Source organism: Mycobacterium sp., assembly GCF_047975165.1.
In the GTDB taxonomy this organism is placed as follows: domain Bacteria; phylum Actinomycetota; class Actinomycetes; order Mycobacteriales; family Mycobacteriaceae; genus Mycobacterium.
On sequence record NZ_JBKECZ010000087.1, the window covers coordinates 13,084 to 36,195 of the forward strand.

The window sequence follows — 23,112 nt, forward strand, 5'->3', positions numbered from 1 at the left end:
CCTCCGTTCTCTCCGAATTGTTCTCGCCCCCGGACGCCGTATTCCTCACCCGAGGTCGGCGGCCACCTGTTGGAGCGCGGCGAGATGGGCATCGACCGAGCCCAGGCCGGCCCGCATGGTGTTCACCGACACGTGGGTGGCCCCGGCGGCCCGCCAGGCGTCGATCGCGGCAGCGGTTTCGTCGCGATCACCGGACCAGCTGACCCGGCCTTCGAGCCCGAGGTCGCCGGCGTTGCGGCCGGCTGCCGCAGCAGCGCGCGCCACCTGTTCGCGGGCGCGCTCGAACCCGGGGCCGGGCCCCATCATCGGAAACCAGCCGTCGGCGAGGCGGCCGGCACGTTCGTAGGCGCGCTCGGAGTTGGCGCCCATCCACACCGGTATCGGCCGCTGGATGGGCAGCGGGGCCAGACCGGCCGCGGTCACCGTGTGATGGGTGCCGGCGAACGTGACCGACGGCTGGGTCCACAGCTTGCGCAGCACCTCGACCTGCTCTTCGGAGCGTCTGCCCCGGTTGGTGAACCGTTCGCCGAGCGCCTCGTATTCGACGGTGTTCCAGCCCAGCCCGATACCGAGGCGAAACCGGCCGCCGGTGAGCAGATCCACTTCGGCGGCCTGCTTGGCCACCAGCACCGTTTGCCGCTGCGGCAGGATGATCACGCCGGTCACCAGTTCCAGCGAGGTGATCGCGGCCAGGAAGCCGAACATGACGAACGGCTCGTGGAAGGTCGACTCGATGGTGTAGGGGCCCTGCCAGTTTCGGTGGACGGTCGTGTCCGCACCCAGGACATGGTCGTAGGCCAGGATGTGGGTGTACCCGAGTTCTTCGACCCGCTGCCCGTAGGCGCGGATGGCCCCGCGGTCTGCGCCCAGCTCGGTCTGCGGGAACACGACTCCGATGCGCATCAGGCATTCAACCACGGCGCCGTCCGGGCGGCTTAGGGTCAAGGGGTGACGATCCGCTACGACGCCGCGCTGCGGGACCGGATCCGTACACATCTGACCGGCTACGAGAGGCGCACGGTGGCCGACCCGTCGAAGCGCCGGGCAGCTGTGGCGGTGGTGCTCGTCGACTCCGAATCCGGCGAGGACAGGGTCGATCCGGCCCCGGTGGACGCCTGGATCGCCGACCGCCCAATGCCGGATGACCTGGACGGGCGGATGGTCGACGTTGCGGGCGGTGCGGCTTTTCTGCTGTGCCGCAGGACGTCCCGGCTGAGTTCGCATGCAGCGCAGTGGGCACTGCCGGGCGGTCGGCTGGACCCGGGTGAGACGGAGGTCGACGCGGCCCTGCGGGAACTGGACGAAGAGGTGGGTCTGCGGCTGCCGGATTCGGCGGTGCTCGGGCTGCTCGACGACTACCCGACGCGGTCGGGATATGTCATCACCCCGGTGGTGCTGTGGGCTGACGGGCGGGCCGACCTTCATCCCTCGCCCGACGAGGTGGTGGCGGTCTACCGGGTGGGATTGCACCAGTTGCAGCGCGCTGATTCGCCCCGCTTCGTTACGATTCCGGAGAGCCTGCGGCCGGTCGTCCAGATTCCGCTGGGCAACGATCTCATCCACGCCCCGACCGGGGCGGTGCTGCTGCAGGTGCGGTGGCTGTGCCTGGAAGGCCGCCGCGACCGGGTGGATCAGCTGGAGCAGCCGGTGTTCGCCTGGGAGGAGTCGTCGGGCTGCACGTGAAGATCTCTGGCGCCCTTCATATTTCGCAGGCCAGAGCAGTTCACGCATCCGATACAGCCGACACATTCGGTGCACCCCGCGCAGGCGATGCAGGCGATGCATCGTGCGCAGGAGAAACACGCCAGGCAGGCCAGGCAGTCGGTGACCGCAATGCACAGCATGATGAGCAGGCTGCCGACCACCCCGAAGCTGCCTGCGGTGGCCGCCGATCCGGCGACGGCGATGCTGCCTGCGGTGGCCGCTGATCCGGCGACGGCGATGCTGCCTGCGGTGGCGGCTGATCCGGCGACGCCGATGCTGCCTGCGGTGGCGGCTGATCCGGCGACGGCGATGCTGCCTGCGGTGGCGGCCGATCCGGCGACGGCGATGCTGCCCTCGGTGCCGATCGATCCGGCGACGGCGATGTTGTCCGGGACGGCTATCGAACCCGCAGCCGATCCATCGTCGACGGCGACTATCGATTCCGACGCGGCCATCCGGCCATCATGGCAGTCCGGCGGTCGATGTCAATGGAGTATCGGTGCGCCCGCGCCCTCGCACCCCCGCGCCCGCGCTGTCATCTGACCCCTACCTGATGGCCAATCCGGTCAGCGCTCGCGAAATGACCAGACGCTGAATCTCACTGGTGCCTTCGAAGATGGTGAATATCTTGGCGTCGCGATGCATGCGCTCCACCGGGTAGTCGCGGGTGTAGCCGTTGCCGCCCAGGATCTGGATGGCCTCGTCGGTGACGTAGACCGCGGTCTCGCTGGCCACCAGCTTGGCCATCGAACCTTCCGCGCAGTCGAAGTCCTGGTTGTTGCGTGCCATCCAGCCGGCCCGCCAGACCAGCAGCCGGGCGGCGTCGATCCGACTCTTCATGTCCGCCAGCTTGAATGCCACCGCCTGGAACTCGCCGATCTTGCGGCCGAATTGTTCACGCTGGCAGGCATAGTCGAGTGCGTACTCGTAGGCGGCCCGGGCCACACCGACTGCCATGGCGCCGACCGTCGGCCGGGTGCGTTCGAAGGTCTTCATTGCGGCCTGACCACCGGCAGACGTACCGGCCTTGACTCGGGCGATCCGGGCCTCGAACTTCTCGCGACCGCCCAGAATCGCGTCCTCGGGCAACCGGACATTGTCGAGCACCACCTCGGCGGTGTGCGAGGCACGGATTCCGTGCTTCTTGAATTTCTGCCCCTGGGCCAGTCCCCTGGTGTCCGGCCCGATGACGAAACTGGCCTGCCCGCGGGTGCCGAGCTCGGGGTAGACCGAGGCCACCACGATGTGCACGTTGGCGATACCCCCATTGGTCGCCCAGGTTTTGGTGCCGTTGAGCACCCATTCGCCAGCCGCCTCATCGAACCGCGCACGTGTACGTATACCGCCGACGTCGGATCCCGCGCCGGGCTCTGAGGAGCAGAACGCGGCCAACTTGGGGTCATCGGGGGTGCCGAACATCTGCGGCACCCACTGTCCGATTTGCTGCGGCGTTCCGTTGCCGGCCAGTGCCGCCGCGGCCAGACCGGTGCCCATGATGGACAACGCGATGCCGGCGTCACCCCAGAACATTTCCTCGAACGCGGTCAGCATTCCCAGCCCGGTCGGCTCGGCGGCCTGCTGCCCGAAGAAGGCCGGCGAGTACAGGCCGACCTTTGCGGCTTCCTGGATCACCGGCCACGGGGTCTCCTCGCGTTCATCCCACTCGGCCGCCGCCGGGCGAATCACCTCGGCGGAGAATTTGTGCACCCAGTCGCGCACTTCGATCACATCGTCACCGAGCCGCAAGGAGAAGGTCACCGGTAAACTCCTGAAATAGATTGAGAGCAAGTATCTTTAGGCGCGCGACAGGGTGTAAGACTATTCACCTGCCATGCCGAAGGCAAGTCCGTCCCGGCGGCGCCCGCGTCGTCCGACGAGCCGGGCCTCAGAAGAAAAAGCCGCAGTGCGGAGCGGTGTCCACCGCGAAAAGCCGGTCGGCGGCGGCCAGTGCCGCGGGGTCATCGGCCCGGACCCTGCCCGCCAGCGCCTGGCTCCGCCACGTCGTACCGCCGAGCAGCACGGTGGCCAGGGCCGTCACATCGATGTGCAAGTCGGGGCGCCGGTCGGTCGGCTGGGCGCCGTCGGCGGTGATAACGAACGTCGCCGAATTGTTCTCCAGCAGCGGATCGGTCACCGAGACGGCCACAGAATCCGCGGCGGCGTAGTGCCGTGCGCCCAGTGTCGCACCGACATCGACTATCCGCAGCCAGGTTTCGTCGAAGACCGCGGCCACTTTCGCCGCCCGTCGGTCGCGCAGCAGCAGGGGCAGCGGATCGTCGACGGGGAGCATCCAGAAGACGATGCGGTCGATCAGATCCAGCCCGAGGAGAAACCGCAGGAGTCCGAGGTAGGCCTGGGCGGTGGGTGCGAAGAAGTCTTCGACGGCGATGGTGCGCTGGTCGCTGACAAACCAATTTCCGGTGTCGACGGGTCGGTAGCGGGCGAACCCCGTTTCAGCGCCGGGTTTGCCGTGCACGGCGATATACGAAGGTTCCGGCGATGATTGGCTGCGCAGCCGCAAAGCCCGCCACCACATCGGTGAGCGGTCGACGGTTCCGGGGCGGGCGGGCCGATGTGCCGAACAGATTCGCGGCAGGACGTCCCACGCGTCGGCGGCATCCACCAGCCGCACCGGCCCACCGGTTCCCACGTCGGGCCGCAGGGCCGCCCGTGCGGTCAGGACCTCGATGCTCTGGGTGGAGCTGGCCACGCCGTATCCGTAACGCTCGTAGATCGTGGCTTCCGAGGCGCGCAGCGAGGCGACCGCTTCGCCGCGGGCGGCGATGTCGCGCAACTGGTGTTGTACCAACTCGGTGGCGATGCCACGCCGGGTGAACGACGGCGACACCCCGACATCCGTCACGGCGGCGTGGCGAACGACCGCACCGCCGGGCAGCGTGAGCCCGCCGGCCACCGCGTCGGCAGTGCCGACGAGCTCGTCGCCGACGAACGCCCCGATGGTGCGGCCGGGCTCGTGCAGTGTGCGGATCTGCCCGGGTCGCGGTGCCGGCATTGGCGGAAGGCCGATCATCGCGGTTCGGAACAGGTTGGCCGCGGCCACGAGCTGATCCTCGGTGTTGAGCACCCTGATGTCGGTGGTCACCAGGCCATCATGGCCCGGTGCGGACGGCCGCGGCTAGTCGGCGGGGTGCGGGAATGCCGGCCCGAGGAAGCGCTCCACCATGGCGCGTTCGGCGGCCGGATCCTTCAGCGGCCAGTACCACAGCGAGAGGAAGACGTGGATGAGCCACTGTGCGGCCAGCGGATCCTCGACGTCCTCGCCCAGCATTTCCGCCGCGAACTTCTCGACCACCGGAGATGCCGCCAGCCATTCGCTCGGCGCCGGCATCTTCGAAGACGACGGCCGCATCAGCGGATACGAGCGGATGCGTTGCAGGGCAACGATAGTGGCCGTCACCACCCGGTCCCGGCCGGTCAGATCCTCGATGGCGGCACGCACCGTTTCCAGGATGCGGGTTGCCTGCACGGCCACCACGCCGTCGCGGATGGCCGACTTGCCGCCCGCGCGGCGATAGATCGTCGCCGGCGAGCAGTGCACCGCGGCGGCCAGGGCGTCGACGGTGAACGCCTCGTAGCCGCTGCGGGAAATGAGATCGGCCGCCGCGGAGTAGATCCGTTCGGCGGCCTCGTCGTGCCTGCTGCGCCCCAGGAGCCAGTCTTCACCGGTCATCGAGGGCGCTCCTGTGGGCGGGGTCAGGTGACAGAGGGTAACCTTCTTTTCGCACCGTGAGAATATTAGCCGGGTCCTTATCAGGTGTCGTGCCTGTTGGTGGCGCTCGGGTGAGAGTGTCACCGTGCGGCGGCACCGCCTATCGCCCCTCAACTTCGCCGACGGGTATTGCCACCGGCCATCGTCGGCATCCAGCCTTGTCCCGTGGCAATCGATCCCGGGAGCTTCTTCGGCGCTGCGACGCTGCAGGATCCGTATCCCCTCTTCGAGCGAATGCGCGCGGCAGCGCCGGTGCACCGTATCGGCGATTCCGACTTCTATGCGGTGTGTGGCTGGGACGCACTGATCGACGCCGTGAACCGGGTGGACGACTTCTCCTCCAACCTCACTGCCACCGCGGTCTTCGGCGCGGACGGAACGCTCACGCCCTTCCCGATGTTCGAGCCGGGCAACCCGATTCACGCACTCGCCACCGCCGATGACCCGGCGCATGCCCTACACCGCAAAATACTGCTGCCGCACTTGTCCGCCAAGCGGGTCCGGGTCATCGAGGACTTCGCCGCTGGCGTCGCCGATCGCCTCTGGGAGGAGAACCTGCGCGACGGCCGCATCGAGTGGATGGGCGCGGTGGCCAACCGCCTGCCCATGATGGTCGTCGCCACGTTGCTGGGCCTGCCCGCGGCCGACGTCGACGATCTCATCCGGTTGGGCTTCGCCACCACGACACTGCTCGACGGGGTGGTCACCCAGGAAGCACTCTCAGCAGCCGGGGTCGCCGCAGTGGAACTGTCGGGCTACATCGCCGAGTATTTCCAGAACGCGAGTGCCACCGATGATCCCGGCCTAATTGCCGATGTCGCCGCTCGGTACGCCGCCGGTGAGCTGGAGCAGACGACCGCGATGGCCATCATGCTGACGCTGTTCAGCGCGGCCGGAGAATCCACGGCGTCGCTCCTGGGCAGCGCAGCGTGGATTCTCGCCAGCCGCCCCCAGATTCAGCGTCAGGTACGCCAACACCCCGAGCTGTTGACGGCGTTCATCGAGGAGACGTTGCGTTTCGAGTCGCCCTTCCGCGGCCACTATCGGCACGTGTGGCGCGACACCACCCTCGGCGGGGTGCAGGTGCCCGCCGATGCGCACCTGCTGCTGATCTGGGGATCGGCCAACCGGGACCCGGCACAGTTCGAACATCCCGGCGAATTTCGGCTTGACCGCGCGGGCACCAAGGGGCATCTGGCATTCGGGAGGGGAGTGCATTTCTGTGTCGGGGCCGCACTGGCCCGACTGGAGGCTCGGATCGCCTTCCGGATGCTGTTGGAGCACACCGACTGGATCGAGCCGGCCGAGGTCGGCCGGTGGTTGCCGAGCATTCTGGTCCGCCGCTTGGACCGGCTTGAGTTGGCTGTTCGCTGAGGCCGGGCTGTATCCGGGCGGCAACCTCGATCCTGTTGGACACGACACCCGGCCACATGCTCGCCCACACCGCCACCATGGCCGAGGTCCTCATCGGCGGGGTTCGGGTAGGCCGCGGCACGGCAATGCTCGATGATCTGCGGGCCGCGGGCATCGTTGTCCCTCCGGCAGACGAGGACCAGCCGCTGCGGCTGGCCGAACTGCGCACCACGACTGGGCTCAAATTGCCCGACTGCTGCGTCACCGATATCGCACTGCACCATCGGGCCACCCTGGCAACCCTCGATGACACACTGGCCGCAGCGGCACGGAAACTCGGCATACCCGTCATCCCGTAAACGCCCGGGGTGGTGCACGGGCAACCTCGTGCACCGCGGCACCCGGCAACTAACCTTCGACTATGAGCCCACAAAAGCCTCACAAGAACCCCATCGCCCGCGTTGTCCTGGAATGGCCCGTCCTGCGGCAACTGCGCAACGGGGATGTGCTGGGCCGAGGGCCCGCGGTGACGTCCGCGAACACCCGGGCGATCACTGCGCGCACTTCGACGGCCGACCGCGTGGTGCAGAGCGTCTGCCCCTACTGTGCCGTGGGCTGCGGCCAGCGTGTGTACGTCAAGGACGAGCGCGTCGTACAGATCGAGGGCGACCCGGACTCGCCGATCTCGCGCGGACGGCTGTGCCCGAAAGGTTCGGCCAGTGAGCAACTGGTCAACTCCCCACGCCGGCAGATCACCATGCTCTACCGCGCGCCGCGCGCCACGCAGTGGCAGACCCTCGACGTCGACACCGCCATCGACATGGTCGCCGACCGGTTCATCGAGGCCCGCCGCCATGCTTGGCAGGACATCGACAACAAGGGCCACCCGCTGCGGCGCACGATGAAGATTGCCGCCCTCGGCGGGGCAACGCTGGACAACGAAGAGAACTACCTGATCAAGAAACTCTTCACCGCCGCAGGCGCCATCCAGATCGAGAACCAGGCCCGTATTTGACACTCCGCCACGGTTCCCGGTCTGGGAACCTCCTTCGGGCGCGGCGGCGCCACCCAGTCACTCCAGGACATGGCCAACGCGGACTGCATCATCATCCAGGGCTCCAACATGGCCGAATGCCATCCGGTCGGATTCCAGTGGGTCGAAGAGGCAAAAGCCCGTGGCGCCAAGGTGATCCACGTCGACCCGCGGTTCACCCGGACGTCTGCGGTGTCCGACAAACACATTCCCATCCGGGCCGGCTCCGACATCGTGCTGCTGGGCGCGCTGATCAACCACGTCATCGCCAATGACCTCTGGTTCAAGGAGTACGTGCTGGCCTACACCAATGCGACGACGGTGATCAACGAAAACTACCGGGACACCGAGGACCTGGGCGGCCTGTTCTCCGGGTTCGACCCCCAGACCGGAGGCTACGACCCCTCGTCGTGGGCATACGCCGTGTCCGAAGACAGCCACTACGAAAATCGTTATGCCGGGGGGGAGCCCGCAAATCCCGGTGCGCAGCCCCGGCACCATTCGGAGATCCTGCACGACGACACCCTGGCGCACCCGCACACGGTATTCCAGATCCTCAAACGGCACTTCGCCCGCTACACCCCGGAGATGGTGCGCGACGTCTGCGGGATCGGAATCGACGACTTCGACTACCTCGCGCGCGCGGTCACCGAGAACTCCGGCCGGGACCGCACCACCTGCTTCGCCTATGCCGTCGGCTGGACTCAGCACTCACTGGGCGCTCAATTCATCCGCACCGCAACGATTCTGCAGCTCCTGCTGGGTAACATGGGGCGGCCGGGCGGCGGCATCATGGCACTGCGGGGCCACGCCACCATCCAGGGTTCCACCGACATCCCCACCCTGTTCAATCTGCTACCCGGCTACCTGCCGATGCCGAAGGCGGGCCAGCACGACACCTTCGACGACTATGTCGAGACCGTCGGTCCGAAAACCCGGAAAGGCTTCTGGGCCAACGCCGATGCCTACCTGGTCAGCCTGCTCAAGGCGTGGTGGGGCGACGCCGCCACCGCCGACAACGATTACGCCTACCACTATCTGCCGCGGCTCGACGGCCCGCACGACACCTACCGGACAGTCCTGGGGATGCTCGACGACGAGGTCGACGGATACTTCCTGCTGGGGCAGAACCCCGCCGTCGGATCGGCGCACGGACGGATGCAGCGGCTGGGCATGTCACACCTGAAGTGGCTGGTGGTGCGCGATCTGAACCTGATCGAGTCGGCCACCTGGTGGAAGGACGGACCGGAGATCGCCTCGGGAGAACTGAAGACCGAGGAGATCGACACCGAGGTGTTCTTCTTCCCGGCGGCCACCCACGTCGAGAAGGCCGGGACGTTCACCCAGACCCAGCGGCTGGTGCAGTGGCGTCACAAAGCCGTTGAACCGCCGGGCGACTGCCAGAGCGAAATGGCGTTCTTCGTCGAACTCGGCAACCGGATCCGGGAGCGACTGGCCGGCTCCACCGACGAACGCGACCGTCCGCTACTGGATCTGACCTGGGACTACCCGGTCGACGAGGACGGCGAGCCGATACCGGAATCCGTGCTGGCCGAGATCAACGGCACTCATCTGAGCGGGCCGGCGGTCGGTGACCCCGTCGCCGCCTTCACCGACCTGCGCGCCGACGGATCCACGGCCAGCGGCTGCTGGATCTACGCCGGGGTCTACGGCGGCGGGGTGAACAAGGCGGCCCGGCGGGTGCCCGGGGGCGGTCCGGGACCCAGCCAGTCGCAGTGGGGCTGGGCGTGGCCCGCCGACCGTCGCATCCTGTACAACCGGGCATCGGCCGACCCCGATGGCGCTCCGTGGAGCGAACGCAAGAAACTGGTGTGGTGGGACGAGCAGCAGGACCGCTGGGTCGGCGACGACGTACCCGACTTCCCGCTGGACCGCGCCCCGAACGCCCGCCCGGGGCCGGATGCCGGCGGACCGGACGCGCTGGCCGGCGACGACCCGTTCGTCATGCAGGCCGACGGCAAGGGCTGGCTGTTCGCCCCCACCGGCCTGGTCGACGGCCCGCTACCCACCCATTACGAGCCGCAGGAGTCGCCGATAGCCAACGCGCTCTACCCGCAGCAGCAGAACCCGTCGCGAATCATGTTCCCGCGCAAGGACAATCTGTGGGCGCCCAGTGCCGGCGAACCGGGCTCGGATGTGTATCCGTATGTATTCACCACCTACCGGCTCACCGAGCATCACACCGCGGGCGGGATGAGCCGCTGGCTGCCGTACCTGTCGGAGTTGCAGCCGGAGATGTTCTGTGAGGTCTCACCGGAACTGGCCTCCGAACGCGGGCTGGAGCCCTACGGGTGGGCCACCATCGTTTCCCCGCGCGCGGCCATCGAGGCCAAGGTGCTGATCACCGCGAGGATGACCCCGCTGGTGATCGGCGGACGCACCGTCCACCAGATCGGGCTGCCCTACCACTGGGGTGTGGGCAGCGACGCGGTGGTGAGCGGAGACGCGGCCAACGACCTGCTCGGGGTGGTCCTGGATCCGAACGTGCAGATCCAGGAATCCAAGGCCGGCTCCTGTGACATCCGGCCGGGCCGGCGTCCGCGGGGAGAGGAACTGCTGCGGCTGATCGAGGAGTATCGGTCGCGCGCGGGTGCGACCGTCGAGACGGGCAATGTTCGCCTCACCGGGGGCGGGCGGACTGCCGGGGACGGGCGGACTGCCGGGGATGGGCGGACTGCCGGGGACGGGCGGACTGCCGATCCGGGCGGGGAGGGCTGATGGGCCAGCTGTCCGGACCGACCGACCCCACCGGCGACGCGAGGTGGCCGAATCCGCAGCGACGCAAGGGGTTTTTCACCGACACCTCGATCTGCATCGGCTGCAAGGCCTGCGAGGTGGCCTGCAAGGAGTGGAACCGCAATCCGCTCGACGGGGACCTGGAGCTGCTCGGCTCGTCCTATGACAACACCGGCCACCTGGGCGCCAGCACCTGGCGCCACGTCGCGTTCATCGAGCAGGGCCGCGACCGCATCGAGGCGGCCCGCGAATCCGGGCGGATGCTGGTGAGCCTGGGCATGCCGGCCTTGCCGGCGGTGTCGGCCATGCCCGCCGCGCCGGGTCCGGTTGGGTCCGCCCCGCCGGGTCCGGTTGGGCCCGCCGCGCCGGGTCCGGTTGGGCCCGCCGGCACCGGACCGACGGACACCAGACCCCCGGGCACCGGCCCCCTGGAAACCAGCCCCCCCGACACCCCCGAATTCCGCTGGCTGATGGCCTCCGACGTCTGCAAACACTGCACCCACGCCGGTTGTCTGGACGTCTGCCCCTCCGGCGCGCTGTTCCGCACCGAGTTCGGCACCGTCGTCGTCCAGGACGATGTCTGCAACGGCTGCGGCACCTGCGTGGCCGGCTGCCCGTTCGGGGTGATCGAACGCCGCAGCGACGGGACCTACCGCACGCCCGCCCAGCGATCGGACCGGCCGGCCGAAACGGTCGCCACCGGCGTCGCCCAGAAGTGCACGCTCTGCTACGACCGGCTCGTCGAAGACCAGGTGCCCGCCTGCGCCCAGACCTGCCCGACCACGTCGATCAAGTTCGGCGACCATGACGATCTGGTCGCCCGGGCCCGCGAACGCGTCGCGCAGCTGCACGCCCGCGGGCTCACCGAAGCCCGCCTGTACGGCGCCAACGAGCACGACGGCGTCGGCGGCACCGGGTCGATCTTCCTGCTGCTCGACGAGCCGGAGGTGTACGGCCTGCCACCGGACCCCAGGGTGTGCACCGCCGACCTGATGCAGATGTTCAAACGGGCCGGCCTGGCCGCGGCGGGCATGGCCGCGGCAGCCGGGCTGGCTTTCCTCAGGGGGCCGCGATGAGCACCTCCGAGTACGACAGCCTGCGCCCGCCGCAGCCCGGTGGCAAGCGTCGCCGCCGGGGCGGCAGCGGAAAAGGCAAACGCCGCCGCGACGAATCGATCATGGTGCCCGACGCGGAATTCACCAGCTACTACGGACGCCCGGTGGTCAAACCGCCGCCGTGGGACTACAAGGTCGCGCTGTATCTGTTCCTGGGCGGCGTCGCGGGCGGGTCCGGGCTGCTGGCGGCCGGCGCCCAGCTGACCGGCCGGCCGGCGTTGCGCCGCAACACCCGGCTGTCGGCGCTGGTCGCGGTGGCGCTGGGTGCGGTCGCGCTGGTCCTCGATCTGGGCCGGCCCGAGCGGTTCATCAACATGATGCGGACCATCAAGCTCACTTCCCCGATGAGCCTGGGCTCGTGGATCCTCGGCGCGTTCGGCACCGGTGTCGGAGTGGCGGCGGCCGCCGAGGTGGATCGGATGACCGGCGAACGACTGCCGCTGGGCCCGCTGCGCCCGGTGCTGCGCGGACTCGAAGAACCCGCCGGGTTGGCGGGCGCGGCCTTCGCACCGCCGCTGGCCGTCTACACCGCGGTACTGCTCGCCGACACCGCGACCCCGACCTGGAACGCCATGCGCGAGGAACTGCCGTTCGTGTTCGTCGGCTCGGCGAGCCTGGCCGCATCCGGGCTGGCGATGGTCACCACACCGGTCGCCGAGGCCGGTCCGGCCCGGCGGCTGGCCGTCTTCGGCGTGGCCGGCGAGCTGGTGGCGATGCGGCTGATGGAACGGCGGATGGATCCGGTGGCCGCCGAGCCGCTGCATCAGGGCCGGCCCGGGGAGATGTTGACCTGGAGTGAACGGCTGGCCCTCGCCGGCGGGCTGGGCACCCTGTTGGGGGGCCGCCGTCGGGGAGTGGCGATGGTCTCCGGTCTTGCGCTGATGGCGGCCTCGGCGCTGACCCGCTTCGGGGTGTTCGAAGCGGGCAAGGAATCCACCCGCGACCCGCGCTACACGATCGAGCCGCAGAAGCGCAGGCTGGCCGCCCGCCGCGCGGCCGGGATCACCGGCGACTCGATCACCACCGCGGGCTGAGGGTCCTGCGACTACCCGATCCCGCGGCTACCGGATCTCGCGACGACCGGATCCCGCGGCTTCCCGATCCCGCGACTACCGGATCTCGGTGCCGGCGCTCGCGACAGTGTGTCCGATCACCGGATACCCGGGGACTTCGCCGGCCACCAACAGGCCCCCGGAGGTCTGCGCGTCTGCCAGCAACAGCAGGTCGTCCTCGCCGACACCGGGTGCCGGGTACAGATGCGGGCGGACCCAGTCCAGGTTGCGGTGTGTCCCGCCGGAGACGAACCCGTCGCGCAGCGCCCGGCGCGCATCCTCGATCACCGGGACCGCGGCACGTTCGATGACCGCGCCGACGCCGGACGCCCGACACATCTTGTGCAGGTGCCCGAGCAGCCCGAAACCGGTGACGTCGGTGGCTGCGCGGGCGCCGGCCGTCAGTGCGGCCGCAGCGGCGTCCCGGTTGAGGCGGGTCATCGTCTCGATTGCTTCGGGGCAGGTTTCGCCGGTCCGCTTGTGCCGGTTGTTGAGCAGGCCCACCCCGATCGGCTTGGTCAGCGTCAACGGCAGTCCCGGCTCGGCGGCGTCGTTGCGCAACAGTCTGGCCGGGTCGGCGACGCCGGTTACCGCCATGCCGTATTTCGGCTCGGGATCGTCGATCGAGTGGCCGCCGATCAGCGGGCAACCCGCCTCCGATGTCACCGCCAGACCGCCGCGCAGCACCTCGGTGAGCAGCTCCAGGGGCAGTACCTCGCGCGGCCAGCCGACGAGGTTGATCGCGACCACCGGCCGCCCGCCCATCGCGTAGATGTCGGACAGCGCGTTCGCCGCCGCGATCCGGCCCCAGTCGTAAGGGTCGTCGACGACCGGGGTGAAGAAGTCGGCGGTGGACAGCACGGCGAGCTCGCCGACCCGCACGGCCGCGGCGTCGTCGCCGTCGTCGAGGCCGACCAGCACATCCGGACCGGATTGGCCGGCCAGACCGCGCACCGCCTCCTCCAGCTCGCCCGGGGGGATCTTGCAGGCGCAGCCGCCGCCGCGGGCGTAGCCGGTGAGCCGGGTGGTGGAGGACATGGTGGTGAGCCTAGGAGGGGTCGGGCTGGGCCTGGGGCGCCGGGCGCCGGGGCCGGAGCCGGAGCCGGAGGCTGGACCTCGGACGTCGTGCCATGTGCGATTGCGCTGGCGCCGGGCTGTGGCCGGACAGCCGGACCTCGTCGGCAATGCGTGATCGCGCCGGGCGCCGGGCCGCGGCCCGATCGGAGCCGGACAGCCGGACCTCGTCGGCAATGCGCCGACCGATCCCCATTAGGTTTACCGGTGGAGGCGTTTGGGTTCCTGGTGGTCCCCCCGGTCGTCAAAACCGGTGAGGCCGAGTAGCTCGGTCTGGCGGGTTCGATTCCCGTCCGCCTCCGCGAATCGGTGTCTGACGAGGAGGCCGGCAGGACACGTGACGCACGTCGACCCGCGCCGGCTGATTCCACGCACCGATCAGCTGATGGCGCTACCCGCGGCGCGCCAGGCGCTGGCGCGGCTGGGGGAGAGTGTCGTGCTGGGCGTGGTGCGCGGCGTGCAGGACCGGGCGCGCGGCGGCGATCTGGCGCCCGAGCAGGTTCCCGACGCCGTGACCCAAGCCCTGGACGGGAGGACGGCCACCCGGTTGCGCCCCGTCCTCAACGCCACCGGGGTGGTCGTGCACACCAATCTGGGTCGGGCACCGCTGTCGCCGGCCGCGGTCGAGGCACTGGTGGCCGCGAGCGGCTACGTCGACGTCGAACTCGACCTAGCCACCGGGAGCCGTTCCCGACGGGCGGTCGCTCTTCGGGAGGCGCTGCTGGCCGCCTGCCCGGCCGCCGGCGACGCGCTCGTCGTCAACAACGGCGCCGCCGCGCTGGTACTGGCCACGACCGCGCTGGCCGGCGGCAAGGAGGTGGTGGTCAGCCGCGGGGAGCTGATCGAGATCGGCGCGGGTTTCCGGCTGCCCGAGCTGATCGCCGCCACCGGCGCCCGGCTGCGCGAAGTCGGTACCACCAACCGTACGAACCTCGCCGACTACGCCGACGCGATCGGCCCGGAGACCGGATGCCTGCTCAAGGTGCACCAGAGCAACTTCCGGGTCGAGGGCTTCACCGCCGCCGTCGGCCTCACCGAACTCAGCCCGCTGGCCGGTGAGCGGGGCATCCCGCTGATCGCCGACCTGGGCAGCGGCCTGCTGACACCCGACCCGCTGCTGCCCGGCGAACCGGACGCCTCTACCGCCCTGTCCGAGGGCGCCGACGTGATCACCGCCAGCGGCGACAAGCTGCTCGGCGGCCCGCAGGCCGGCATCGTCCTGGGCCGCGCGGAGGCGGTGAACCGGATGGCGCGCCACCCGCTGGCGCGCGCGGTGCGCGCCGACAAACTCACCCTGGCGGCACTGGAGGCGACCCTGTGCGGCGGCTCCTCCCCGGTGACACAGGCCCTGCACGCCGACCCGGCGGGGCTGCGGATGAGGGCCGAAAGGCTGGCCGCAGCGGTCGGCGCTGTCGTCGTCGCACACGACGGCCGGGTCGGCGGCGGCGGCGCCCCCGGTGTACCGCTGCCGGGGTGGGCGGTGCGACTGCCGGAATCCGCGGCCGCCGCGTTGCGTGCCGGCGACCCGGCGGTGCTGCCGCGGGTGCACGCCGGCGCCTGCCTGCTGGACCTGCGCTGTATCCCGGAATCCGATGACGACCGGCTGCTCGCCGCCGTCCGCGACGCGTTGGGCACAGACCCCTGAGCAGCCATGTGGTGGCCACCGCCGGGCACGTCGACCACGGTAAAAGCACCCTCATCCGCGCGCTGACCGGCATGGAACCCGACCGCTGGGAGCAAGAGCGCCGCCGCGGGCTGACCATCGACCTCGGCTTCGCCTGGACGACACTGCCCTCGGGACGCGACGTCGCCTTCGTCGACGTTCCGGGACATCAGCGTTTCCTGGCCAACACCCTGGCCGGCCTGGGCCCGGCGCCGGTGGTCTGCTTCGTCGTCGCCGCCGACGAGGGCTGGCAGGCGCAGTCCAGCGATCACCGCGACGCGATCACAGCCCTGGGCATCCGGCACGGTCTCATCGCGGTCACCCGCGCCGACCGGGCGCCGCAGCGGGCCGCAGACGTGCTCGCCCAAGCCCGGGCCGAGCTGGCCCCGGCCGGCTGGGACGAGGTTCCCGGTGTCGTCGTCTCGGCGGTCGACGGCACCGGCCTCGATGATCTGCGGGCCGCACTCGATGCCTTGCTGGCCCGGGTGCCCGCACCCGAGACTGACGCCCGCCTGCGGCTGTGGGTCGACCGATCCTTCACCATCGCCGGCGCGGGCACCGTGGTCACCGGGACGCTGTCCGCCGGAACGATTGCGCGCGGCGACCGGCTGGCTTTGTCCGGTGAGCAACGCCGGGACGAGGTGGTGGTCCGCGAACTGCAGAGCCGCGGCGAGCCGTATCCGGAGCTGGGGCCGGTGGCACGGGTGGCGCTGAACCTGCGCGGCATCTCCCGCGACGCCGTGGGCCGGGGCGATGCGCTGGTGACCCCGAACGCCTGGCCCAGCACCGGGGTCCTGGATGTGCGGCGAACTACCGGAGGCCGGTGGACCGAGGCCCCGGAGCGACTGGTCGCGCACGTCGGAACCGCGGCAGTGCCCGCCCGGCTGCGCCCTTTCGGCATCGACCACGGACGGCTCACCCTCGACCGTCGGCTCCCGCTCGTGCTCGGAGACCGGCTGGTGCTGCGCGATCCCGGCACCCACCGGGTGCTAGGCGGGGCGCTGGTACTCGACGCCGACCCGCCGGAGTTGCGGCGGCGCGGCGAGGGAGCCCGCCGGGCGGTGACGCTGGGTGAGATGACCGCCGCCGGCTCGGTGGGCATCGAGGTGGCTCGTCGCGGCGCCGTGCGCGAAAGTCATCTGAGCCGGCTGGGCGTTCCTGTCGACGAGGTTCCCGCCGGGGTGCGGGTGCTGGCGGGCTGGTGGGTGCATGAGGCGACCCATGCCGCTTGGCGGCAGCAGCTGGCGGATGCGGTTTGTACTTTGCACGCCCGGGATCCGTTGGCCAATGGGCTTTCTCGCGGTGCTGCCCGCGACCTGCTGGCACTGCCCGACGAGGCGCTGCTCGACGCCGTGGTGGAGGAGGCGGGCCTTGAGCAGCGAGGAGGTCACATCCGGATGCTGGGTGGCGCCGGTCTCGGGGAGGCCGAAGCGGCGGTGAGCGAAGTCGAGGAGCGGCTGGATGCGGAGCCGTTCCGGGCGCCGGAGGCCTACGAATTGCAGGCGCTGGCGTTGGGTGGCCGCGAACTGGCCGCGGCCGAGCGCGCCGGGCGGTTGCTGCGGCTGTGCGACGGCCTGGTTTTGCTGCCGACGGCCCCCGCGCTGGCGATGCGGGAATTATCCCGGCTGGCGCAGCCGTTCACCGCCAGCCAGGCGCGCCGGGCGCTGGGAACCACCCGCCGGGTCGCAATACCGCTGCTGGAACACCTCGACGCCCGCGGCTGGACGCGCCGGGTGGATGCCGGCCACCGTGAGGTCGTACGCTGACGCCGGGGTCCGAACTATTCAGGCGCGCGCGGTCGCGCGGCGAGGAGAACACATGTGCAAGGCGGTGCGGTGCGGTGTCTGCGGAAAGACGACGTGGGAGGGCTGCGGGCAGCACATAGACGAAGTCCGCAGCACGGTGCCCGCTGATCAGTGGTGTGAGGGGCATCCCGTCGGCGACACCGGCGACTCTGCCGCGCCGAGCGTGTAGCCACTGCGGGTTTTCGGCGATTTTCCGCTCTGCCGCGCCGAGCGTGTCACTACTGCGGTTTTTTCGCTGTTTTTCCGCAGTAGTTACACGTTCGGCGAGGCTGGGGTCTGGCAGGGGACAGGGTGGCCGGCGGCCGGGGGGCACGCCGCTCAGAGCAGGTCTTCGGGAGTGTCCCACCGCACACCGGGAAACCTGGCGAAATCCGTGTCGTAGCTGACGATTCCGGCCCGATGCTCCACCGCCAGCGCGGCCAGGTGAGCGTCGTTGACCAGGTTGCCGCCCGTCCCGACCCGCCCCAGCAGGCCCGTCAGCACGTCGGTATGTCGGGCCGTCGGGTGCACCTGCACCGCGCTGGGCGCCGCGCACCACTGCTGGACCTGCTGCACCGCGAGCGTCGGCGTCAGCGGTGTCGGAAACACACCGGGCCTGGTCGTTAGGCGGAGGAACGCCAGCATCGGAACCCATGCCAGGCCGACGGTATCGGCGCCTGACAGCGCCCAGTCCAGCCAGCGACGACTCGCACCATGGTGTGCGCTTGCCGAATTGACCGCGTAGATAAGGACGTTGGCGTCGACGATCTTCACGCGTCGCGCCGTTGAAGACGGATCAGCTCCTGGTCCTCGAGATCTGCGGCTACCTGGAGCGCCCGGTCCAGATCGATGGCCGGAACTCCGAGGTCCGCGACTTGGGTCTCGAACCGTTGGGGCGGCGGGCGATCCTGGGCGCCGGCGCGTATGGCGTCGTTGAGGGCCTGTTTGAACGACACCCCGCGATCACGCATCAGACGCCGGATGACGACGAGGGTGTCGTCATCCAATGTCACTGTCGTCCGCATTTTGACAACATAGCATCAGGGAACATGACAGCATGCTGTCAAAATTCGAAGCCCGAGCGGGCGCTGGGGCGCTGGGGCGCGGGGGTGCGGGGGCGTTGGGGCGCTTGGGCGCGGCGGCCGCGCCACGGCCGCGCGCGGGCGTAACGCTAGTGCGGCGGCCGCGCGCGAGCGTAACGTCAGTGCGTTTTTTCCGGTGGTTTTTCGCCTTGGCGTTACGCTCGGCGATTCTGGTGGGCGCCGCCCCGGGCGCGGGGCCCCAACCCGTCAGGCCTGCAACGCGGCCAGCGTGTCGTTGAGCGTCTTGCTCGGCCGCATCACCGCCGAGGTCTTGTCCGGGTCGGGATAGTAGTAGCCGCCGATATCCGCTGCCGCACCCTGCACCTGGTTGAGTTCGGCCACGATCCGGTCCTCGTTCTCGGCCAGTGCCTTGGCCATGGGAGCGAAGTGCTTCTTCAATCCACTGTCTTCGTCCTGGGCGGCAAGTTCTTGAGCCCAATACATGGCGAGATAGAACTGACTGCCCCGGTTGTCGAGTTCGCCGGCCTTGCGCGACGGGCCTTTGTCGTTCTCCAGCAACGTGCTGATGGCGGCGTCCAGCGTCTCGCCCAAAATCCTGGCCCGCTGATTGCCGGTCTTGATGCCGAGGTCCTCGAAACACGCTCCCAGCGCCAGGAATTCGCCGAGTGAGTCCCAGCGCAGGTGGTTTTCCTCCACCAGCTGGTGGACGTGCTTGGGCGCCGAACCGCCCGCCCCGGTTTCGTACATTCCACCGCCGGCCATCAGCGGGACGATCGACAGCATCTTGGCGCTGGTCCCCAGCTCCAGGATGGGGAACAGGTCGGTCAGGTAGTCGCGCAGGATGTTGCCGGTGGCGGCGATGGTGTCCAGCCCGCGGATCTGCCGTTCGATCGTGTAGCGCATGGCACGCACCTGCGACATGACCTGGATGTCCAAGCCCTCGGTGTCGTGTTCCTTGAGGTAGGTGTCGACCTTGGTGATCAGCTCGTTCTCATGCGGCCGGTACGGGTCGAGCCAGAACAACACCGGCATGCCGGAAGCGCGGGCGCGGTTCACGGCCAGCTTGACCCAGTCGCGGATCGGCTCGTCCCGCACAATTGGCATCCTCCAGATGTCACCCTCCTCCACGTTCTGCGTGAGCAGGACCTCGCCGGTCTCGACGTCGACGATGTTGGCCACCCCGGTTGCCGAAATCTCGAAAGTCTTGTCGTGCGAGCCGTATTCCTCGGCCCGCTGGGCCATCAGGCCCACGTTGGGGACGGTGCCCATGGTGACCGGATCGAACGCGCCGTTGGTCTTGCAGAAGTTGATGATCTCCTGGTAGATACGCGCAAACGTGGACTCCGGATTCACCGCCTTGGTGTCCTTCGTCCGTCCGTCGGCGCCCCACATCTTGCCGCCGGCGCGGATCATGGCGGGCATGGAGGCATCGACGATCACGTCGCTGGGCGAATGAAAGTTCGTGATTCCCTTGGCGGAATCGACCATCGCCAGCTCGGGGCGGTGTTCGTGGCAGGCGTGCAGGTCGCGGATAATCTCATCGTGGAGTGACGCCGGCAGCGACTCGATCTTGTTGTAGAGGTCGACCAACCCGTTGTTGACGTTGACGCCCAACTCGTCGAACAGTGCCTGGTGCTTTTCGAACGCCTCCTTGTAGAAGATGCGCACCGCATGGCCGAAGACGATGGGATGCGAGACCTTCATCATGGTCGCTTTGACGTGCAGGGAGAACATCACGCCGGTCTTGTAGGCGTCATCCATCTGCTCTTCGTAGAATTCGCACAGTGCCTTTTTGCTCATGAACATGCTGTCGATGATGTCGCCGGCAAGCAGTGGCACGCTGGGCTTGAGCACCAGGGTCTCACCACCGGTGGTCTGCAGCTCCATCCTCACCTCGCGGGCGCGGTCCACCGTCATCGACTTCTCGCCGTGGTAGAAGTCGCCGTGCTTCATGGTCGCCACGTGCGTCCGGGACGCCATCGACCATTCGCCCATGCTGTGTGGGTGATTGCGGGCATACTGTTTGACCGCTTTGGGTGCGCGACGGTCTGAATTCCCTTCCCGCAGGACCGGGTTCACCGCACTGCCCAGGCAGGAGCCGTAGCGTTTGCGGATTTCCTCTTCCTCTTCGGTCTTCGGGTTCTCCGGAAAATCCGGAATGTTGTAGCCCTTGTCCTGCAACTCCTTGATGGCGGAAACCAGCTGCGGCACCGAGGCACTGATGTTGGGCAGCTTGATGATGTTGGTCTCGGGATCCTGGGTCAGCCGACCCAGGTCCGCCAGATTGTCGGGAACGCGTTGACCTTCGTCCAGGTGGTCTCCGAACTTGGCCAGGATGCGCGCTGCCACGGAGATGTCACTGGTTTTGATGTGGATACCGGCGGGCTCGGCGAAGGCTCGCACAATCGGGAGGAAGGAGTAGGTCGCCAGAAGCGGCGCCTCGTCGGTCAGCGTGTAGATGATGGTCGGCTGCTCGGCGCTCATGCGTATTCTCCCGGCGTCAGTGTCGGTCAGATTGTGAGCGGGTCGATGAATCGTCCGCCACACCGTCGACCCTATCCGACCGTAACTGGGAGTGAACCATCCGGTTTCCGGCCGGACCGGGGCCGCTAGGTGTCGTCTCGCGGTATGTCGATGACCACTGCGGTGATGTTGTCGGGCCCGCCGGCTTCGTTGGCGGCCTCGATCATCGCCGCGCAGGCTTCGGCGGGGTCGGCGTGGGACTCCAGGATCTGTGCCAGGGTCTCGTCGTCGATTACTCCGTGCAGCCCATCGCTGGACAGCAGGATCCGGTCGCCCGGCGCCAGCTCTATCGCGGCGGTGTCGGGTAGTGGACGCGGGTACATGGCCACGTGGCGGGTGATTACCGCGCGGGCGGGGTGGTAGGCGGCCTCTTCGACGGTGACCGTCCCGGCGTCGATCAGATCCTGGATCACGCTGTGATCGCGGGTCAGCTGTTCGATCGCCTGCTCCCGGAACAGATAGGCGCGGCTATCACCCAGATGGGCGATCAGTGCGCGCAACCCTTCGACGACCACCGCCACCAGCGTCGTGTCGGCCCCCGCCGCACGGTCATCGGTGGCGGCGTAGTCCCGGAAGCCGTCGCAGTATTCGACTACCGCACGGCCCAGTGCTTCCGGTGCGAGCTCGGCCTCGGGCCGTAGATGACGGGCCACATAGCCGGGCAGCATTGCGACCACCAGGTGAGCGGCGAGCGCTCCGTCGGTACTACGGGCGATCCCGTCGGCGAGCATGAACAGCGATCGCGGGGAATCGCTGTCCAGGTGTGCACCCCAGTGATCCTGATTGGCCTCACGCCACCGGCCGACGTCGCTGAGTCCGGCGAACCGGACTGAGCCCCCGGCCGTCATGCCCGATCCCGACCCGGCCGAGCCCGTCCTGCCTGATCCCGACCCGGCAGGTTCGGTCCCGGCCGATCCCGTCCCGGAACGGCGACGCCGCCGTTGATTGCGCACTCGCCCACCGATCGGTTCCGGACACGCGCCAGGCCGCGGTACATGCCGATCACCCGCCGCTCGTCGTCGGGCAGCTCCGCCCGCGCTGGGCGAGGCTGGTCCGGGCCGGGCTGCATGCCCGGACGTACCCGGATGTCCCGGGTGGGCACGTTACCGGGTGGGGTCGGGGCTGTGGGTATGCGTGTGCCCGTTGGCTCGTTGTAGCCGGTCGGGCTTTTGCGGGTTCGCGACCCAAGGGCTATGTACGGGCTTGTGTGCATTGGTAGCGTCGAGCAATGCTCTTTGCTGCGCTGCGAGATATGCAATGGCGTAAACGTCGGCTTCTCATCACGATTGTCAGTACGGGGCTGATCTTCGGCATGACGCTGGTGATGAGCGGGTTGGCGAACGGCTTTCGAGTCGAGGCCACCGAGACCGTTGATTCGCTGGGGGTCGACGTGTTCGTGGTGAAGGAAGGCTCCGCCGGGCCGTTTCTGGGTTCGACGCCGTTCCCTGCTGTTGACCTGAACCGGATTCGATCCGAAGCCGGGGTGACGGCGGCGGCGCCGTTGGGCTGTGTCGGGACGATCATGAAGGAAGGCTCCTCCACCCGCAACGTGACGGCCTTCGGCGCACCCGAACACGGACCCGGCATGCCACAGGTTTCCGAGGGGCGGGCGCCGTCCGCGGTGGACGAGGTGGCGGCGTCGAGCGTGCTCGGCCGCCACATCGGCGACACCATCGAGGTCGGTTCGCATAAACTGCGGATTGTCGGTATCGTGCCCAATTCGACTGCGCTGGCAAAGATTCCCAACATCTTCCTGACCATCAAGGGCCTGCAGGAGGTGTCCTACAACGGGGCGCCCATGGTCACCTCGATCGGCGTCGACGGCGATCCCCGGTCACTGCCGGGCGGCTACCAGACCTACGATCGGACGGGTGCGGTCAATGACCTGATCCGCCCGCTGAAGGTTGCGGTGAACTCGATCAGCATTGTGGCCGTGCGGTTGTGGATCGTGGCAGCCCTGATCGTCGGATCGGTTATCTATCTGTCCGCGCTGGAACGGGTTCGCGACTTCGCGGTGTTCAAGGCGATCGGCACCCGTTCGCGCTCGATTCTGGCGGGACTGATGCTGCAGGCCCTGGTGATCTCGTTCCTGTCTGCGGCTGTCGGTGTTCTGCTGGGGAAGCTATTGGCGCCGCTTTTTCCGATGGTCGTCGTGGTTCCGACGGGCGCCTATATGCTGTTGCCGGTGCTCGCGGTCGTTATCGGAGTGTTGGGCAGTCTTGCGGGGTTGCGGCGCGTGGTGACCATCGATCCCGCCCGAGCGTTCGGAGGTCCTTGAGCC

The 23,112-nt window shown here is 68.8% G+C and carries 20 protein-coding genes and 1 tRNA gene; 11 read left to right on the top strand and 10 right to left on the bottom strand.

What is annotated here, in order from left to right:
- Positions 1-45: 45 nt before the first annotated feature.
- The gene (locus ACK5M9_RS08600; RefSeq protein WP_416892751.1) at positions 46-903 is read right to left on the bottom strand and encodes an LLM class F420-dependent oxidoreductase; all 858 of its coding nucleotides are present in this window, start codon (positions 901-903) and stop codon (positions 46-48) included.
- 45 nt (positions 904-948) lie between these two features.
- Here ACK5M9_RS08600 and ACK5M9_RS08605 point away from each other — a divergent pair, with 45 nt between their 5' ends.
- Positions 949-1,683 carry an NUDIX hydrolase gene (locus ACK5M9_RS08605; RefSeq protein WP_416892752.1) on the top strand — a complete coding sequence of 245 codons (735 nt, stop codon included), beginning with the start codon at positions 949-951 and terminating at the stop codon, positions 1,681-1,683.
- On the opposite strand, the gene ACK5M9_RS08610 is transcribed toward ACK5M9_RS08605, so the two are convergent.
- The 4 genes from ACK5M9_RS08610 to ACK5M9_RS08625 form a co-directional block, all read right to left on the bottom strand.
- Complete coding sequence (locus ACK5M9_RS08610) at positions 1,632-2,159, bottom strand: hypothetical protein (RefSeq protein ID WP_416892753.1); 528 nt, start codon at positions 2,157-2,159, stop codon at positions 1,632-1,634. The genes ACK5M9_RS08605 and ACK5M9_RS08610 overlap by 52 nt on opposite strands.
- 91 nt (positions 2,160-2,250) lie before the next feature.
- Entirely contained in the window at positions 2,251-3,462 is a 1,212-nt protein-coding gene (locus tag ACK5M9_RS08615; RefSeq protein WP_416892754.1) for an acyl-CoA dehydrogenase family protein, read from the bottom strand.
- A 127-nt stretch (positions 3,463-3,589) separates the two neighbouring features.
- Positions 3,590-4,807 (bottom strand): GNAT family N-acetyltransferase, encoded by a 1,218-nt coding sequence (locus tag ACK5M9_RS08620; RefSeq protein ID WP_416892755.1) that lies wholly within the window; start codon positions 4,805-4,807, stop codon positions 3,590-3,592.
- Between the two features lie 33 nt (positions 4,808-4,840).
- The gene (locus ACK5M9_RS08625) at positions 4,841-5,395 is read right to left on the bottom strand and encodes a TetR/AcrR family transcriptional regulator (protein WP_416892756.1); all 555 of its coding nucleotides are present in this window, start codon (positions 5,393-5,395) and stop codon (positions 4,841-4,843) included.
- A gap of 204 nt (positions 5,396-5,599) precedes the next feature.
- On the opposite strand from ACK5M9_RS08625, the gene ACK5M9_RS08630 reads away from it, so the two are divergent.
- From ACK5M9_RS08630 to nrfD, 5 genes are all read left to right on the top strand, one after another.
- Complete coding sequence (locus tag ACK5M9_RS08630; RefSeq protein ID WP_416892757.1) at positions 5,600-6,808, top strand: cytochrome P450; 1,209 nt, start codon at positions 5,600-5,602, stop codon at positions 6,806-6,808.
- A gap of 35 nt (positions 6,809-6,843) precedes the next feature.
- Positions 6,844-7,146 carry a PIN domain-containing protein gene (locus ACK5M9_RS08635; protein WP_416892758.1) on the top strand — a complete coding sequence of 101 codons (303 nt, stop codon included), beginning with the start codon at positions 6,844-6,846 and terminating at the stop codon, positions 7,144-7,146.
- A 62-nt stretch (positions 7,147-7,208) separates the two neighbouring features.
- The gene (gene fdh, locus ACK5M9_RS08640; protein ID WP_416892759.1) at positions 7,209-10,559 is read left to right on the top strand and encodes a formate dehydrogenase; all 3,351 of its coding nucleotides are present in this window, start codon (positions 7,209-7,211) and stop codon (positions 10,557-10,559) included.
- Complete coding sequence (locus tag ACK5M9_RS08645) at positions 10,559-11,653, top strand: 4Fe-4S dicluster domain-containing protein (RefSeq protein WP_416892760.1); 1,095 nt, start codon at positions 10,559-10,561, stop codon at positions 11,651-11,653. The genes fdh and ACK5M9_RS08645 overlap by 1 nt, the downstream gene beginning before the upstream one ends.
- The gene (gene nrfD / locus ACK5M9_RS08650; RefSeq protein ID WP_416892761.1) at positions 11,650-12,726 is read left to right on the top strand and encodes an NrfD/PsrC family molybdoenzyme membrane anchor subunit; all 1,077 of its coding nucleotides are present in this window, start codon (positions 11,650-11,652) and stop codon (positions 12,724-12,726) included. The genes ACK5M9_RS08645 and nrfD overlap by 4 nt, the downstream gene beginning before the upstream one ends.
- Before the next feature lie 75 nt (positions 12,727-12,801).
- Here nrfD and selD read toward each other — a convergent pair whose 3' ends face one another.
- Entirely contained in the window at positions 12,802-13,782 is a 981-nt protein-coding gene (gene selD, locus ACK5M9_RS08655) for a selenide, water dikinase SelD (RefSeq protein WP_416892762.1), read from the bottom strand.
- 245 nt (positions 13,783-14,027) lie between these two features.
- Between selD and ACK5M9_RS08660 the strand changes: the two genes are divergently transcribed.
- From ACK5M9_RS08660 to ACK5M9_RS08675, 4 genes are all read left to right on the top strand, one after another.
- Positions 14,028-14,120, top strand: a tRNA-Sec gene (locus ACK5M9_RS08660).
- A gap of 35 nt (positions 14,121-14,155) precedes the next feature.
- Positions 14,156-15,463: an L-seryl-tRNA(Sec) selenium transferase gene (gene selA, locus ACK5M9_RS08665; protein ID WP_416892763.1), complete on the top strand. Its 1,308-nt coding sequence runs from the start codon at positions 14,156-14,158 to the stop codon at positions 15,461-15,463.
- 11 nt (positions 15,464-15,474) lie between these two features.
- Complete coding sequence (selB, locus tag ACK5M9_RS08670) at positions 15,475-17,247, top strand: selenocysteine-specific translation elongation factor (RefSeq protein ID WP_416892764.1); 1,773 nt, start codon at positions 15,475-15,477, stop codon at positions 17,245-17,247.
- A 52-nt stretch (positions 17,248-17,299) separates the two neighbouring features.
- Complete coding sequence (locus ACK5M9_RS08675) at positions 17,300-17,455, top strand: hypothetical protein (RefSeq protein WP_416892765.1); 156 nt, start codon at positions 17,300-17,302, stop codon at positions 17,453-17,455.
- 149 nt (positions 17,456-17,604) lie between these two features.
- Here the strand turns inward: ACK5M9_RS08675 and ACK5M9_RS08680 are convergent, their stop codons facing one another.
- The 4 genes from ACK5M9_RS08680 to ACK5M9_RS08695 all read right to left on the bottom strand — a co-directional run bounded on the left by ACK5M9_RS08680 (position 17,605) and on the right by ACK5M9_RS08695 (position 21,679).
- Positions 17,605-18,039 carry a type II toxin-antitoxin system VapC family toxin gene (locus tag ACK5M9_RS08680; RefSeq protein ID WP_416892766.1) on the bottom strand — a complete coding sequence of 145 codons (435 nt, stop codon included), beginning with the start codon at positions 18,037-18,039 and terminating at the stop codon, positions 17,605-17,607.
- Positions 18,036-18,290 (bottom strand): antitoxin, encoded by a 255-nt coding sequence (locus tag ACK5M9_RS08685; protein ID WP_416892767.1) that lies wholly within the window; start codon positions 18,288-18,290, stop codon positions 18,036-18,038. Before ACK5M9_RS08685 ends, ACK5M9_RS08680 begins: the two co-directional genes overlap by 4 nt.
- A 264-nt stretch (positions 18,291-18,554) precedes the next feature.
- Positions 18,555-20,792, bottom strand: a complete 2,238-nt coding sequence (locus tag ACK5M9_RS08690) for an NADP-dependent isocitrate dehydrogenase (protein WP_416892768.1) — start codon at positions 20,790-20,792, stop codon at positions 18,555-18,557.
- 125 nt (positions 20,793-20,917) lie between these two features.
- Complete coding sequence (locus ACK5M9_RS08695; RefSeq protein WP_416892769.1) at positions 20,918-21,679, bottom strand: PP2C family protein-serine/threonine phosphatase; 762 nt, start codon at positions 21,677-21,679, stop codon at positions 20,918-20,920.
- Positions 21,680-22,059: 380 nt separating this feature from the next.
- Between ACK5M9_RS08695 and ACK5M9_RS08700 the strand changes: the two genes are divergently transcribed.
- Positions 22,060-23,109: an ABC transporter permease gene (locus ACK5M9_RS08700; RefSeq protein WP_416892770.1), complete on the top strand. Its 1,050-nt coding sequence runs from the start codon at positions 22,060-22,062 to the stop codon at positions 23,107-23,109.
- The last annotated feature ends 3 nt before the right edge of the window (positions 23,110-23,112 follow it).